The organism is Flavobacterium flavipigmentatum, from assembly GCF_020911905.1.
Lineage (GTDB): Bacteria > Bacteroidota > Bacteroidia > Flavobacteriales > Flavobacteriaceae > Flavobacterium > Flavobacterium flavipigmentatum.
The window spans coordinates 1,700,971-1,714,179 of the sequence record NZ_CP087133.1 but is presented as its reverse complement, the minus strand read 5'-3'; the positions used below and the strand labels follow the sequence as shown (position 1 = coordinate 1,714,179).

Below are 13,209 nucleotides of genomic sequence, written 5' to 3'. Positions count from 1 at the left end.
CTAAATCTGCATGAAAAACAAAAAAATGAAAACATTCAAATCGGTCTTTGATCAGTATAATTGGGATGCTGTTCAGAAAAAAATATACCAAACATCGCCACAAGATGTCGAATTTTCTTTATCAAAAGTTAAAAGAAATCTCGATGATTTTTTAAACTTAATTTCTCCCGCTGCGCAACCGTATCTGGAGCAAATGGCGCAAGAATGTCACGAAATAACCAAAAAACGTTTTGGCAAAACGATTCAGATGTATGCACCGCTTTATTTAAGTAATGAATGTCAAAATATTTGTACCTATTGTGGCTTTAGTTTAGACAATAAAATCAAACGAAAAACACTTTCTGAAGCGGAAATCGAACTTGAAATGGCAGCTCTAAAAACAGCAGGTTTTGATCATGTTTTGTTGGTGACTGGCGAGGCAAATTATACCGTTAATATTCAGTATTTTTTGAAAGCTATCAACCAAATTAAAGATACTTTTTCCCTAATTTCTGTAGAAGTACAGCCTCTTTCTACCGAAGAATATGAGCAATTGCATCAGGCGGGCGTGTACTCAGTTTTGGTTTATCAGGAAACCTATCATAAGGAGGTCTACAAAAAATACCACACAAAAGGTAAAAAATCAAACTTCGATTTTCGCCTCGAAACACCTGACAGGATTGGAACTGCAGGAATTCATAAAATAGGTTTAGGGGTTTTATTAGGACTGGAAGATTGGCGTACCGATAGTTTCTTTAATGCTTTACATTTAGATTATTTGCAAAAAGAATATTGGCAAACCAAATACGCTGTCTCGTTTCCGAGATTACGCCCAGCAGAAGGTATTATTGAACCCAACTTTATTATGGATGATAAAGATTTAACGCAACTTATTTGTGCCTATCGCCTGTGGAATGAAGATTTAGAGATTTCGATTTCTACCCGAGAGAATGAAAAATTCAGAAATAATATTATTCCAATTGGAGTTACGAGCATGAGTGCTGGCTCTAAAACAAATCCGGGTGGCTACGTTGTAGACCCACAATCTTTGGAACAATTTGAAATTAGCGATGAGCGTTCAGCACAAGAAATTGCAAAAATCATTACTCAAAAAGGCTATGAACCTGTTTGGAAAGATTGGACCAAGAGTTTCTTCCAACAAATCTAACCTCTTACATTTCATAAAATACATTTTACCAAAATGAGTATTATTCAAGAATTTTTGCGTTATAATCGACAAACCATACTGCCCGAAATTGGAGAGGAAGGCCAAGAAAAACTCAAAAAATCCAGTGTTTTGGTCATTGGCGCTGGTGGGCTTGGTTGTCCGATCTTGCAATATATAGCCACCGCAGGTGTTGGTTGTATAGGCATTATGGATTTTGACAGTATCGAAATTCATAATCTGCACCGACAAATTTTGTATACTGAGAATGAAGTTGGAGCGTTGAAAGCCATTGTCGCAAAAGCAAAAACTGCGACGCTCAATCCGTTGATTGAAGTCGTAGCCATTCCTGCAAAATTAACGGCTCAAAATGCTGGCCAAATTATGCAACAATACGATGTAATTGTTGATGGTTCTGATAATTTTGCTACACGTTATTTGGTTAACGATACTTGTGTAAAATTACAAAAGCCATTAGTTTATGGAAGTATTTTAAAATTTGAAGGTCAGGTAGCTGTTTTTAATCACCATGGAAGTAAAAATCTTCGCGATCTATTTCCTGAAATGCCAGATCCGAAAGAAGTTCCGAATTGTAATTTGAATGGCGTTTTAGGAACTTTACCCGGAATTATTGGCACCATGATGGCACATGAAACATTAAAATTAATTTTGGAATTACCAACTTTAAAAAACGAATTAGTGCTTTTTAATACGATGAATTGGAGTTTTAGAAAATTAAATTTTTAACAAAAAACAATACAGTTGATCTTTAAAATGCCTTCTTATTTTCTAAAATAGACATAAACTCCTCACGCTCAATTTCGCGGCAGCCTAAACTTTCTAAATGAGGATTGTAAACCTGACAATCCAACAATTTGTAATTCTTTTTTTTTAAATGTTCAACCAAGGCAATAAAAGCCACTTTTGAAGCATTCGACACTTTAGAAAACATACTTTCACCGCAAAAAACAACTCCTAAATCTATGCCGTACAAACCTCCAACCAGAACGTCATCCTGCCAAACCTCAACCGATTTCGCAAGGCCTTGCACGTTTAATTGACAGTAGGCATCAATCATTTTGTTTGAAATCCAGGTTCCGTTTTGACCGTCCCGTTTTATTTTCTGGCAGTTTGAAATAACAGCTGCAAAATTTTGATTAAAAGTCACCTTAAACTGATTACTTTTTAGAATTTTTCGCATACTTTTTGACACGATCAATTCATCAAAAAACAATACCATTCGGGGATCTGGTGCCCACCAAAGAATGGGTTCTCCCTCATTAAACCAGGGAAAAATACCATTTTTATATGCCAATTCTAAACGTGCAGGAGACAAATCACCACCGACAGCAAGAATACCGTCCTCATCGGCTTCTGATACTGGTGGAAAAAACAACTCTTCAAATATATAATGCATCTTTTAAAAAAATAACCGTAGAAATTCCAAATTTTAAAATGTGTTTACTTAATTTTCAAAACAAAAATTCCAAATCCCAAATGCACTTGTAATGATTTGGAATTTGGAATTTATTATTTGAGGTTTAATCTTTTTTAGAAAGGTAAATCGTCTGGCTCATCTTCATTTAAATTCGTAGCAGGTGCAAAAGCTTCTGCTGCTGGCATTGGTGGCGTCTGAGCAGGACCTTCCGGTGCCAATCTTTCGATTCTCCACCCTTGAATACTATTAAAATACCTTGTTTCTCCCTGTGGATTTACCCACTCTCTTCCTCTTAAATTAATAGAAACTTTTACTGCTTCACCTTGTTTGTAGCTACTTAATAAATCACATTTATCCTGAGTAAATTCGATTAAGATATGTTGAGGATATTGCTCGTCTGTTGTAACAACCAACTCTCTTTTTTTGAATGCAGCGCTAACTTGTTGCTCTGGATTAACCACTTTTACTTTTCCTGTAACTTCCATCTTCTTCTTTATTTATTATTGTTTCTTTTCTTATTTTTTGGCTAAAAGCACTTTCCAAGCCGATGAAATATCGTCTTTATTGAGATATTTTTTTGCTTCTAAATGAATTTTTTCCTGATCATCTGAACTTAAAACTCCTTTTACAGAAAAATTTTCTTTCACAAATATACTAACTTCTTCTGTTGTAGGCAAGGCTTCAATATTTCCTAATTTTCCGAGATCATTACCATTAAAAACCGTACTTTCTTTGATAAAATTTGGAATCGCATCTACCCCAACACCCAAAGTAGTAAGTGGTTTTGGAACTTCAAAAAGCCCTTGATTAGACCTTGAGTACCAATTACTTCCTAATCTCGAAACCAAATCTATCTTGTATTGATCAATAGCGCCGTTTTCGTCTAAAATCGATTCATGAATATGAATTTTTACCACTTCGCATAAAATTAAATTTCCCGCTCCGCCTTCTGTTCCAAGCGGAATAATTTGCGTGACTTTGCACTCAAACTGTACTGGAGATTCCTTAACTCTGTATGGTTTTACCAAATCAGACGGAATTTGTGTAAGACCCGCTTTCAAAAACTCATTCACTCCGTCACCATATTCAGTGCTTGCCAACGAGGTTTGTTGTACCAAATCATAATTGACCACATTTATCACAACTTCGCCAGTAGCTTCGGCATTGATTAAAGTATGTTTAATCGTATTGTCACGCACGCGGCGCGATGGAGAAAAAACTAAAATTGGCGGATTGGCGCTAAACACATTAAAGAAACTAAACGGTGACAAATTAGGAATCCCTTTTGCGCTTATAGTACTTGCAAAAGCAATAGGTCTGGGCCCAATAGCACTTTGTAGGTAACCTTGTAATTTTGCGGTCGGAATTTCTTTTGGATTAATGCTAATCATATTTTTGTTGGTTTTAACCGAATCTCATTTGATAACTGCAAAAATAGATAAATCGTTTAAGTCAGAGAAATAGTTTTAGATTTAAAAGCAAAAAATGTTTAGATGCCCATAAAATATTTGCTGTGTTTAATTCGTTATATTTATACCTCAAAATTAGTTTATGCAATTTTCTGAACCAAGAAATACCACCCGTTGGATCATTATTTTTATATCCTTTTCAATCATTTCTCTGATTCTCTGGAACACTTATATCTTTTTTCAAATTTTTAAAAATGAAGAACGTGTAAAAATGAAGCTTTTGGCGAATGCCCAAATTGCCTTAATTAACGCCGACGAAAATACCGATCTTGATCTACCTCTCCAAATTTCGAGTAACAACACCTCTATTCCTGTCATTTTGACGATGTACGGAAAGATTTTAAGTACCCGAAATGTTCCTGAAGAAATTCTGAAAGATGAAAAAAAAACCATGTCGTTTTTGAAAAGTTTAAAAAACGAAAACACTCCAATTGTAATCGAATATGCCCCTGGAAAATATCAGGAATTGTATTATGGAAACTCGGAGTTACTTAATAAATTAAAATATTATCCAATAGCCTTGCTGCTGATTATCTTTTTATTTATTGCTTTGATTTACAATTTTTATAAAAGCACCAAAATGGCTACTCAGAACAAACTTTGGGCCGGAATGGCAAAAGAAACAGCCCATCAAATTGGGACACCTTTATCCTCTCTTATCGGATGGGTAGAATTGTTAAAATCAGAAAACATAGATGAGTCAATCACTTTAGAAATCGAGAAAGATATTGAAAGACTGCAAACCATTACGGATCGTTTTTCTAAAATAGGATCTGTTCCTGTACTTGAATTACAGGATATTATTGCTGTGACTTTAAACACTTTTAACTATTTGCAATCTCGTTTTTCTAAGCAAGTTAATTTTTCTTATCACACGCCAAAAGAACCTGTTTTTGCCATGATAAACCCAATATTACACAGCTGGACGATAGAAAATTTGGTAAAAAATGCAATTGATGCCATGAAAGGAAAAGGAACACTTGATCTTCAAATTGAGCAAGACCACCATCATGTAAAAATTAATATAAAAGATTCGGGAACGGGAATTTCAAAAAAGCAATTCAAAACCATATTTGAACCTGGCTTTACCACCAAAAAACGTGGCTGGGGACTGGGTCTTTCTCTGACAAAACGAATCGTTGAAGAATATCATAACGGAAAAATAAAAGTACTACATTCTGAGATTGGAAAAGGAACTACTTTTCAGATTCAGCTAAATAAAAAAGTGTAGTAAAATTACTTTCACTACACTTTTTATTTCTTTTATTTTGAATACGATTTTTACAAATTTGCCTGAATATTTTTAGCTAAAATTTCAAATTCTTCTTTAGAAAGTGATACTTTATTTTGAAAACGCATCTCGTCCATTTCGTTCAACGGAATTAGATGTACGTGGGCATGTGGCACTTCAAGACCTACAACTGCCATACCTACACGTTTGCATGGAACTGTTTTCTCTAACGCTACTGCAATTTTTTTGGCAAACGCCATTAGACCTAAATATAAATCGTCTTCGATATCAAAAATTTTATCAATTTCTTGTTTAGGAATGCACAAGGTATGTCCTTTTGCATTTGGATTTACATCCAGAAAAGCCAGAAAATTATCATCTTCAGCTATTTTATAACTTGGAATCTCTCCGTTTACTATTTTGGTAAATATGCTGCTCATTGTTTATTTTTAAAAATCTTAATAGTGAGATTGCTTCGTTCCTCGCAATAACTTAGTCTCTTGAGATTTCAAGAATTTCAAACTTCAAAATACCGTTCGGAACCGTAATTTCAGCTACTTCACCAACAGATTTCCCTAATAAACCTTTCCCGATAGGAGAAGTAACCGATATTTTTCCTGTTTTTAAATCTGCTTCACTTTCCGCAACCAAAGTATAAGTCATTTCCATTCCGTTGCTTTGATTCTTAATTTTTACATTAGAAAGCACCAACGCTTTAGAAACATCTAATTGCGATTCATCAATCAATCGTGCGTTCGAATACACCTCTTCCAGCTTCGAAATTCTCATTTCAAGCAATCCCTGTGCTTCTTTGGCTGCATCATATTCTGCATTTTCAGACAAATCACCTTTATCTCTTGCCTCTGCAATATCTTGAGAAGCCTTAGGACGCATCACACTTTTTAAGTGCTCCAATTCATCTTTTAATTTTTTTAACCCTTCTGCTGTATAATAAGATACTTTACTCATAACTTCATCGTTTATATAAATACAAAAAATCCCATCAGGACGGGATTTCTTATTACAAATATACTATTATTTTTAATAGTACATAATTATATGTTAATCATATAGATTTCAAAGCCAAATAATTTAATTTCGTTTCACTAATACACTAAAAAATAATGAAAAAAACCTATCTTTTCCTACTGCTTGCTGTTATATTTTTTTCTTGTGGCGATGGCGAAAGGAGCAATAACAATCCTAATATACCCAATTATACCGTAAATTTTTCGGTAGACATGAATTTGCCTGCTTATTCTAACTTAAAATTTGTAAGCAATGCTGTCATTGTACCTAATTACGGCGCAAAAGGTGTTATAATTTTTAATACCGGAAGCGGTTACAATGCTTTTGATGCGGCTTGTCCCAACCAATCCTTAAATTCGTGTGTTGCCATGACGATCAACGGCATCAATGCAGTTTGTTCCTGCGATAAAGAAGAATACAGCCTTTTTACGGGCCTTGGCAAAAAAGAGTATCCCTTAAAACAATATCGCGTTTCGGTAAACGGAACTTTGATCAATGTTTATAACTAAAAACAAGCCTGAAAACATAGACTTTCAGGCTTGTTTTAATAAATTAGAATTTCAATGTCAATCCCATTAAGAAATTGGTTCCTGCTTGCGGATAATAACCCGCCTCTTCGATCGTTGTAATCGCTGGAGGATTAGAGTAATCATCATCGTACGTATAGAAAAATCCGTTGCTTTCGTACTTTAGATCAAAAATATTATTGACTAAAGCCGATAGCAGTATTGATTTAAAAATGGTTTTGGGTTTAAATTCGTAAGAAACATTTAGATCATTTACAAAATAACTATCGAGTTTTGAAACATTAGAATCTATATTACCCATAAATTGTTCTCCAACGAATTTTGATAGCAACGACAATTGCAGACTTTTAATTGGCATAAAAGTCAAACGATTTCCTGCGATAATTTCTGGCGAAAAAGCAATATTGGTCGCTCCTAAATTCTGCAAAACACCATCTCTTGTAAAATAAAAATCCTTGTTCTTGTTTTGACTTAACGTAACGTTAGGCTGTAAAAACCATTTTTCAGAAAGCTGAAGCGTGGCATCGATCTCAATTCCTAATCTATAACTGTCGCCACTGTTGGCACGCAATGGCGAACCCACATCGTTTAATTCTCCGGTAAGAACCAACTGGTCTTTGTATGCCATGTAATAGAAATTGGTATTCAATTGTAGTTTTTCTGTAACGAGTCTCCAACCTAATTCAAAATCGTTTAGCTTTTCTGGTTTTACATTTCCGCCTTCATAATCGGTTCTGTTAGGCTCACGATTGGCTCTGGCATACGAAAAATAAAGTGTGTTTTTTTGATTCAATTCGTAATTCAATCCCGCTTTTGGATTGAAGAAATTAAAACTGTCATCAACAAGACCTGTTTCTACACTATTTGCTTTGTATTGTACATTTCTATATTGCAAATCACCGTAAAAGCTTAATTTTTCTGTGAATTGATAATTCGCTTTGGCAAAAATATTCCCATCGTTTTTGGTCGAAAAATCATCGTAATAATAATCCCCTAACTCCGATTGTGAAGCGTATCTTGCCCAAATTACTTTTCCAAAATGATCGCCTTCGTATTTGTTCCAACCACCTCCTAAAATTACATCCAGTTTTTCATTTTTATATTTTAATGAAAAAGTGGTTCCGTAAAAATCATTGTCCAACCACTTCTGACGCACCAAATCGGTGGTAGTGACCAAGCCTACTGGCTGCAAATTATAATGAGCCATATCGGCATCTTCTTTATAATTTTCGTAAAATCCTTTTCCTTTGGTATAATGAAAGGCCAAATTACTGCTCCAATTATCCGAAATCGATTCGCTCCAATGCAATTGATAATGATCTTGCTGGTAATTATCGGTTTCGTTATCATAGAAACGAATATTTCCAGCCTCATCTGTAAATTTTCCAGCAGAATTAAAAGTTCTGTTTTCTGCTAACGTTTTAGCATCAATTCCGTTCCAGGACTGATACGTTTTTTCGGTTCCTCCAAAAACTAATGCTTTTATCAAAGTCGTTTTACCAACGTAAGTTCCTTGCAAAAAATACGATTTCAAATCAGAACTTGCTCTGTCGATGTAACCATCTGATTTTAGGTTTGAAAAGCGACCTGCCAACTCAAAATGATCATTTAGCAAACCAGTGCTAAATTTCACGGTGTGTTTTCGAGAATTAAAACTCCCAAAAGAATTGGAGATTTCACCATTGGCTTTCGTCGCATAATTATCGGTCAACATATTCAAACTAGCTCCAAAAGCACCCGAACCATTGGTAGAAGTTCCAACTCCTCGTTGCAATTGCAAACTCTCTAAAGAAGAAGCAAAATCGGGCATATTTACCCAAAAAGTTCCCTGACTTTCGGCATCATTATACGGAATTCCGTTTATCGTAACATTGACTCTTGTAGCATCGCTACCACGCACTCGAATTCCGGTGTATCCAAAACCATTTCCGGCGTCAGAAGTAGTGACTACAGACGGCAGATAATTCATTAGAATTGGAATATCCTGACCTAAGTTTCTGGATTTGATGTCTTTTTTATCTAAATTACTGAAACTAACCGGCGTTTTGATCGTTACACGAACGGCAGAAACCAATACCTCATCCAGAGAATTAACTTTGGTTGAATCCTGCTCTTGAGCAAAAGAAAAAAGAGAATAAAAAATAGAAGAAAGAAGAAAGAGAATAGATTTAAGATTTACAACCTTAGAACCTTTGTAACTTTGTGCCTTAGCACCTAAAAAAAAAGTTTTCATCCGTAAAAAATTACGAATAAAAGGGGGAATTATTCTTTTGTTAAATTAATAAATGTGTTTCACGACATAGTAAGTTTCTACACTATAATTTGTCGTTTTTTCCCTTAGCAACATTACTCGCTCAGGTTCTTTGGGTATGATCTCAGCTCGTTATTTAGAGCACCCCTTTGAGACGGTGCAAATGTAGTGTTAAAAAACAAATTCCAAAAATTAAATTCCAAATTCCAAAAAAAACTAACTTCATATAGGTTTCAATTCGAATTTGGAATTAATAAATTTGAATTTAATCTAAGTTCGGTTTTCGGCGTGATTGTTTAATATCCGAATTGTTTTTTTTGTCTTTGATACGCTTTCTAATCGCAGCTTTAGGAACCTTAGTTGCTTTTCTGACTTTAGGTACAAACAATCCTTTTTTAATGATATCCAGAAAACGTTTTACGACAATCTCTTTATTTTTAAGCTGACTCCTTTCTTAGTCACAATTTAAAATTAGAATGTTTTCCATTGTCAAACGTGGCGCTATATTGATTAAAAGAAGTGCTTTTTCCAGGTCAGTTAGTGCTTGCGAAGCATTCACATCAAAAGTCAAAACTACTTTTGAGGAAACTTTGTTTACATTCTGTCCTCCAGCCCCACTGCTTCTAACGGCTTTAAAACTCAATTCTGATATAATTTTCTCGATATCCATTAGTGAGGTTGATGAGCAGGTTTTAATAAATCGTTTACTGTTTTTACGGGATTAAAAGTCGTCAGCGGAACCGCCGCAAAAACCGTCAGCCAATTGGCCATTGCGCCATTCCACAGTCCTGGTAATTCATAACTTTTTACTGTTCTGCCTTCAACACTTTTTTCAACAATAAAACCAGTTGTATGATCTACAAACTGAGTCAAATCAAACTTTTGTTTTTTATAGTTTTTGATTCCACAAACCAAATCAACTGGGTTAAAATGTGTCGCTGAGACTAAAATCGACTGTTGTCTCTTGTTTGCTAAATCTACTTGTGAAGTCTCTACGATTTGTAGCGACATTTTACCTTCTTCATTTTGAACCCAAAACGGTCCGCCTCCCGGTTCTCCCTCATTTTTTACCATTCCGCAAACACGAATGGGTCTGTCCAAAATCTCTTTGATTACATTAATTTTATTGTCAAAAGTAAATTTATAAAAATAAGTCGTTATTTCGATATTCAGTTTTTCTTTCAAAAATAAAAGAATATCCGCTATATCATTTTCGGTTATTTTATTGTTTTCGATACGGTGCAAATAACTAAAAATCTGTTGCTGCAACTCAAGCAAAATTCCTGCTAAAGCTTTTTTATACAAGGCTATCACTTCTACATCTCCCTGTATAACGTTGTCTATATTTTTAACAAAAATAACATCCGCATCAAGTTTATTCAGGTTTTCAATAAGAGCTCCATGGCCACCCGGTCTAAAAATTAATGCCCCATTTTTATTACGGACAAAATTATTCTCTTTGTCTACTGTAACAGAATCTGTGCCTCTATTTTGGTACGAATAACTGATCTCCATTTTGATTTTTGATGCGGCTTCAATTTCGCTTTTTACAGCGGCAATCGCTTCTTCAAACTGATTTTGATGTGCTTCTGAAACTGTAAAGTGTAAATTCGAAACTTGATTAGCACTTGCATAATAAACACACTCGTTTAAATGTTCCTCAATTGGATTCGCAAGATGATCATCATACAAATGAAATGGCAATACTGCTTTTGGTTTATTGGCAAAATCGAAATAATCAGAAGACAACAATATTTTTATAAAATAATAATTTTTAGTATCTCTTTTGAGATTCTCAAAATCAGGATAAATCTCATGAAGCTTTTTGTTTACTGCATCAAAAAAAGGAAATTTCTCCATTGCTACAATAAACATGGGCAATTCGGTGTCTTTTTTTCTATTAATGTAAGCATTAATCGTTTCTTTCTTGCTGTTAAAATCCTCCAAAAAAACACTTAAAAACTTAAACATCCTGCTCGCAGCGCCAGAAGCAGGAACAAATTTTTGAAGTTTCAAATTCTTCTTTTTATCATCAAAAAAGGTAGCTTTTTCTTGAAACTCAACTTCAGACAAACTCAAAATTCCGTTACCTATAGTAGCCGGACTTATTAATTTGCTTTTAGCGATTCCTTTTTGAAATATGTTTAATTGTTTTTGTATCGAATCTAAAGAAATTCCATGCTCATAAATCTGAACAAAATCGGCAGATGAAAGTTCAAGTTTTTTTGCTTTGGCCAAACCTTCTACACAGTGAATTGCTTTTTCTAACCGTGTTTCTTTATTACCTGAAATTGTAATAAAAGGAATGTTTTTATCTACCAAGGTTTGCTTAAAAACCGAAAAAAAAGTATCTCTTTTTACAGGATCATCTCTCAAATCATCCTTCTCCCAAGGCACATCAATATCGGTCAAAAAATACAAATCATATTCGTGTTCGACAGCGGCTTCGTTGAGTAAAGGATCACAAAAATCATAATAAATCTCTGAAAAAACTTTAGTAAGCATCAAATTGGTATCACAAAACAAAAAGTCTTTTGCCGTTGCTAACTTTTCATTTTCTAATGCTACTTGCCCGTATGCGATAGGCATCAAATCCTCAAGAACACAGGTTTGCTTACTCTCTTCCCACTTTTTTTGCAAATAATCACGCGCAAACTCAGGAACCCACTGCGTTTTATAGTGTGCAGCAAGCTGTTTTGCCAATGTCGTTTTCCCTGTACTTTCAGGGCCAAATAAAGCAATTTTTAGGATATTTGTTTTTTGCTGTCTAAGGTTTTTTTCCATTCTAAATAGCCAAAAATGGCAATAATTGTAAATACTAAGTACTGAAAACTGGTAAAAGTAACTCCTTTAGCAAAATATAAAGGAATCGAAATTATATCTCCTATAATCCATAATATCCAATTCTCAATTTTTCTTTTGGCCATAAGCCACATTCCTACGAAAAAAATACCCGTAAGGAATGTATCAACATACGAATACCAATTGGTAAACTTATTAAAAAAATGATAGATCAGAGCCACAAATATAAAAGTTGCACTAAAAATACCGATCCCAATAATCAATTCCTTTTTAGTCGCCCTGGAAATAGGAAACGCCACAACATCGCCTTTTTTTCTTGTCCAGTGATAGAGACCGTAAATACTCATTACAAAATAATATCCGTTGATCATCATATCGCCCCACAAAGTCCATTTCCAAAGCAAATACACATAAATCAATGTGCTAACAATACCAGTTGGAAATACCAGAATATTATCTTTCTTGGCATACCAGACACTCAGCAAACCAAAGATTACGGCCACAATTTCCAGCACTATATCAAACGTGGGATACTCTCTATATTGGGCAAAAAAATATTCAAACATTTATACTTTTTTAAGTTCTTCTAATCAAAAAAATGAATATTATTTTCAAAAGCGGTTCCTATAACTACCAAATCTGCACCTGCTTCATACGCATTTTGAATTCCTTGCAAATCTACAATTCCTCCACCAACAATGACAGGGATTTTAAGATTTTGAGCAACCAACTGAACAATGTTCAAAGGAACTGCCTTTTTAGCGCCGCTACCTGCTTCTAAATACATTAATTTATTGCCTAACATTTCTCCAGCTTGTGCCGTAGCTAAAACCAAATCTACATTTTCTGTTTGTAAAGGTTGTGTTTTACTTACTCTGGCAACGGCCGTTTCGGTGCCACTTTCTATCAAAATATATCCTGTAGAAATAATTTCCAGATTGGTACTTTTTAAAATTGGCGCCGCCTGAACATGATATTCAATTAAGTAATCCGGATTTCTACCAGACAATAAAGATAAGAATAAAATAGCATCTGCCTGAGGAGAGATTTGAGTGGGATCGCCAGGAAAGAGCACAATAGGTAATTTTACTTTTTGTTTTAGCTTAGTAATTAATTCTTCTAAAATAGTTGATTGAACAATACTTCCCCCTACAAAAATATGAGTAGCTGGCGATGTATTTATTTTTAATACTAACTGATCTAATTTTTCTAAATCGATTTTATCTGGATCCAAAAGAATCGCGAGTAACTTTTGACCATCGCACTTCGCCTGGATAATTTGCTGATAAATATTGGGTAATTTTTGTTGCATATTAGG

At 34.5% G+C, this 13,209-nt stretch carries 13 protein-coding genes and 1 pseudogene; 4 read left to right on the top strand and 10 right to left on the bottom strand.

All coding sequences use genetic code 11. The features are described 5' to 3' along the window. Positions 1-25 precede the first annotated feature (25 nt). Together thiH and LNP22_RS07755 are read left to right on the top strand one after the other, a co-directional pair. Positions 26-1,147 carry a 2-iminoacetate synthase ThiH gene (thiH, locus tag LNP22_RS07760; RefSeq protein WP_229976039.1) on the top strand — a complete coding sequence of 374 codons (1,122 nt, stop codon included), beginning with the start codon at positions 26-28 and terminating at the stop codon, positions 1,145-1,147. A 33-nt stretch (positions 1,148-1,180) separates the two neighbouring features. Beyond that, positions 1,181-1,891 (top strand): HesA/MoeB/ThiF family protein, encoded by a 711-nt coding sequence (locus LNP22_RS07755; RefSeq protein ID WP_229976038.1) that lies wholly within the window; start codon positions 1,181-1,183, stop codon positions 1,889-1,891. Positions 1,892-1,913: 22 nt separating this feature from the next. On the opposite strand, the gene aat is transcribed toward LNP22_RS07755, so the two are convergent. The 3 genes from aat to LNP22_RS07740 form a co-directional block, all read right to left on the bottom strand. Then, entirely contained in the window at positions 1,914-2,561 is a 648-nt protein-coding gene (gene aat, locus LNP22_RS07750) for a leucyl/phenylalanyl-tRNA--protein transferase (protein WP_229976037.1), read from the bottom strand. 134 nt (positions 2,562-2,695) lie between these two features. Next, positions 2,696-3,067 carry a DUF3127 domain-containing protein gene (locus tag LNP22_RS07745; protein ID WP_160375588.1) on the bottom strand — a complete coding sequence of 124 codons (372 nt, stop codon included), beginning with the start codon at positions 3,065-3,067 and terminating at the stop codon, positions 2,696-2,698. Positions 3,068-3,097: 30 nt separating this feature from the next. Then, positions 3,098-3,973: a flavin reductase family protein gene (locus tag LNP22_RS07740; RefSeq protein WP_229976036.1), complete on the bottom strand. Its 876-nt coding sequence runs from the start codon at positions 3,971-3,973 to the stop codon at positions 3,098-3,100. Positions 3,974-4,133: 160 nt separating this feature from the next. Between LNP22_RS07740 and LNP22_RS07735 the strand changes: the two genes are divergently transcribed. Then, positions 4,134-5,282 carry a sensor histidine kinase gene (locus LNP22_RS07735; RefSeq protein WP_229976035.1) on the top strand — a complete coding sequence of 383 codons (1,149 nt, stop codon included), beginning with the start codon at positions 4,134-4,136 and terminating at the stop codon, positions 5,280-5,282. Between the two features lie 50 nt (positions 5,283-5,332). Here LNP22_RS07735 and LNP22_RS07730 read toward each other — a convergent pair whose 3' ends face one another. Both LNP22_RS07730 and greA read right to left on the bottom strand, forming a co-directional pair. Then, a complete protein-coding gene (locus LNP22_RS07730) occupies positions 5,333-5,722 on the bottom strand; it encodes an HIT family protein (RefSeq protein ID WP_210664549.1) in 390 nt (129 codons plus the stop codon). A 52-nt stretch (positions 5,723-5,774) separates the two neighbouring features. Continuing rightward, on the bottom strand, positions 5,775-6,251 hold the full coding sequence (gene greA, locus LNP22_RS07725; RefSeq protein ID WP_210664548.1) for a transcription elongation factor GreA: 477 nt from the start codon (positions 6,249-6,251) through the stop codon (positions 5,775-5,777). A 155-nt stretch (positions 6,252-6,406) separates the two neighbouring features. On the opposite strand from greA, the gene LNP22_RS07720 reads away from it, so the two are divergent. Further along, positions 6,407-6,820 carry a Rieske (2Fe-2S) protein gene (locus tag LNP22_RS07720; protein ID WP_229976034.1) on the top strand — a complete coding sequence of 138 codons (414 nt, stop codon included), beginning with the start codon at positions 6,407-6,409 and terminating at the stop codon, positions 6,818-6,820. A 43-nt stretch (positions 6,821-6,863) separates the two neighbouring features. Here the strand turns inward: LNP22_RS07720 and LNP22_RS07715 are convergent, their stop codons facing one another. The 5 genes and pseudogenes from LNP22_RS07715 to LNP22_RS07695 form a co-directional block, all read right to left on the bottom strand. After that, positions 6,864-9,071, bottom strand: a complete 2,208-nt coding sequence (locus LNP22_RS07715) for a TonB-dependent receptor (protein ID WP_229976033.1) — start codon at positions 9,069-9,071, stop codon at positions 6,864-6,866. A gap of 283 nt (positions 9,072-9,354) precedes the next feature. Continuing rightward, positions 9,355-9,759: pseudogene (gene arfB / locus LNP22_RS07710) on the bottom strand (alternative ribosome rescue aminoacyl-tRNA hydrolase ArfB). Beyond that, positions 9,759-11,873 carry a DUF4301 family protein gene (locus LNP22_RS07705; RefSeq protein ID WP_229976032.1) on the bottom strand — a complete coding sequence of 705 codons (2,115 nt, stop codon included), beginning with the start codon at positions 11,871-11,873 and terminating at the stop codon, positions 9,759-9,761. The pseudogene arfB and the gene LNP22_RS07705 overlap by 1 nt, the downstream one beginning before the upstream one ends. Then, positions 11,834-12,457 (bottom strand): nicotinamide riboside transporter PnuC, encoded by a 624-nt coding sequence (gene pnuC, locus LNP22_RS07700; RefSeq protein ID WP_210664543.1) that lies wholly within the window; start codon positions 12,455-12,457, stop codon positions 11,834-11,836. Before pnuC ends, LNP22_RS07705 begins: the two co-directional genes overlap by 40 nt. Positions 12,458-12,477: 20 nt before the next feature. Further along, positions 12,478-13,203 (bottom strand): phosphoglycerol geranylgeranyltransferase, encoded by a 726-nt coding sequence (locus LNP22_RS07695; protein ID WP_229976031.1) that lies wholly within the window; start codon positions 13,201-13,203, stop codon positions 12,478-12,480. Positions 13,204-13,209 lie beyond the last annotated feature (6 nt).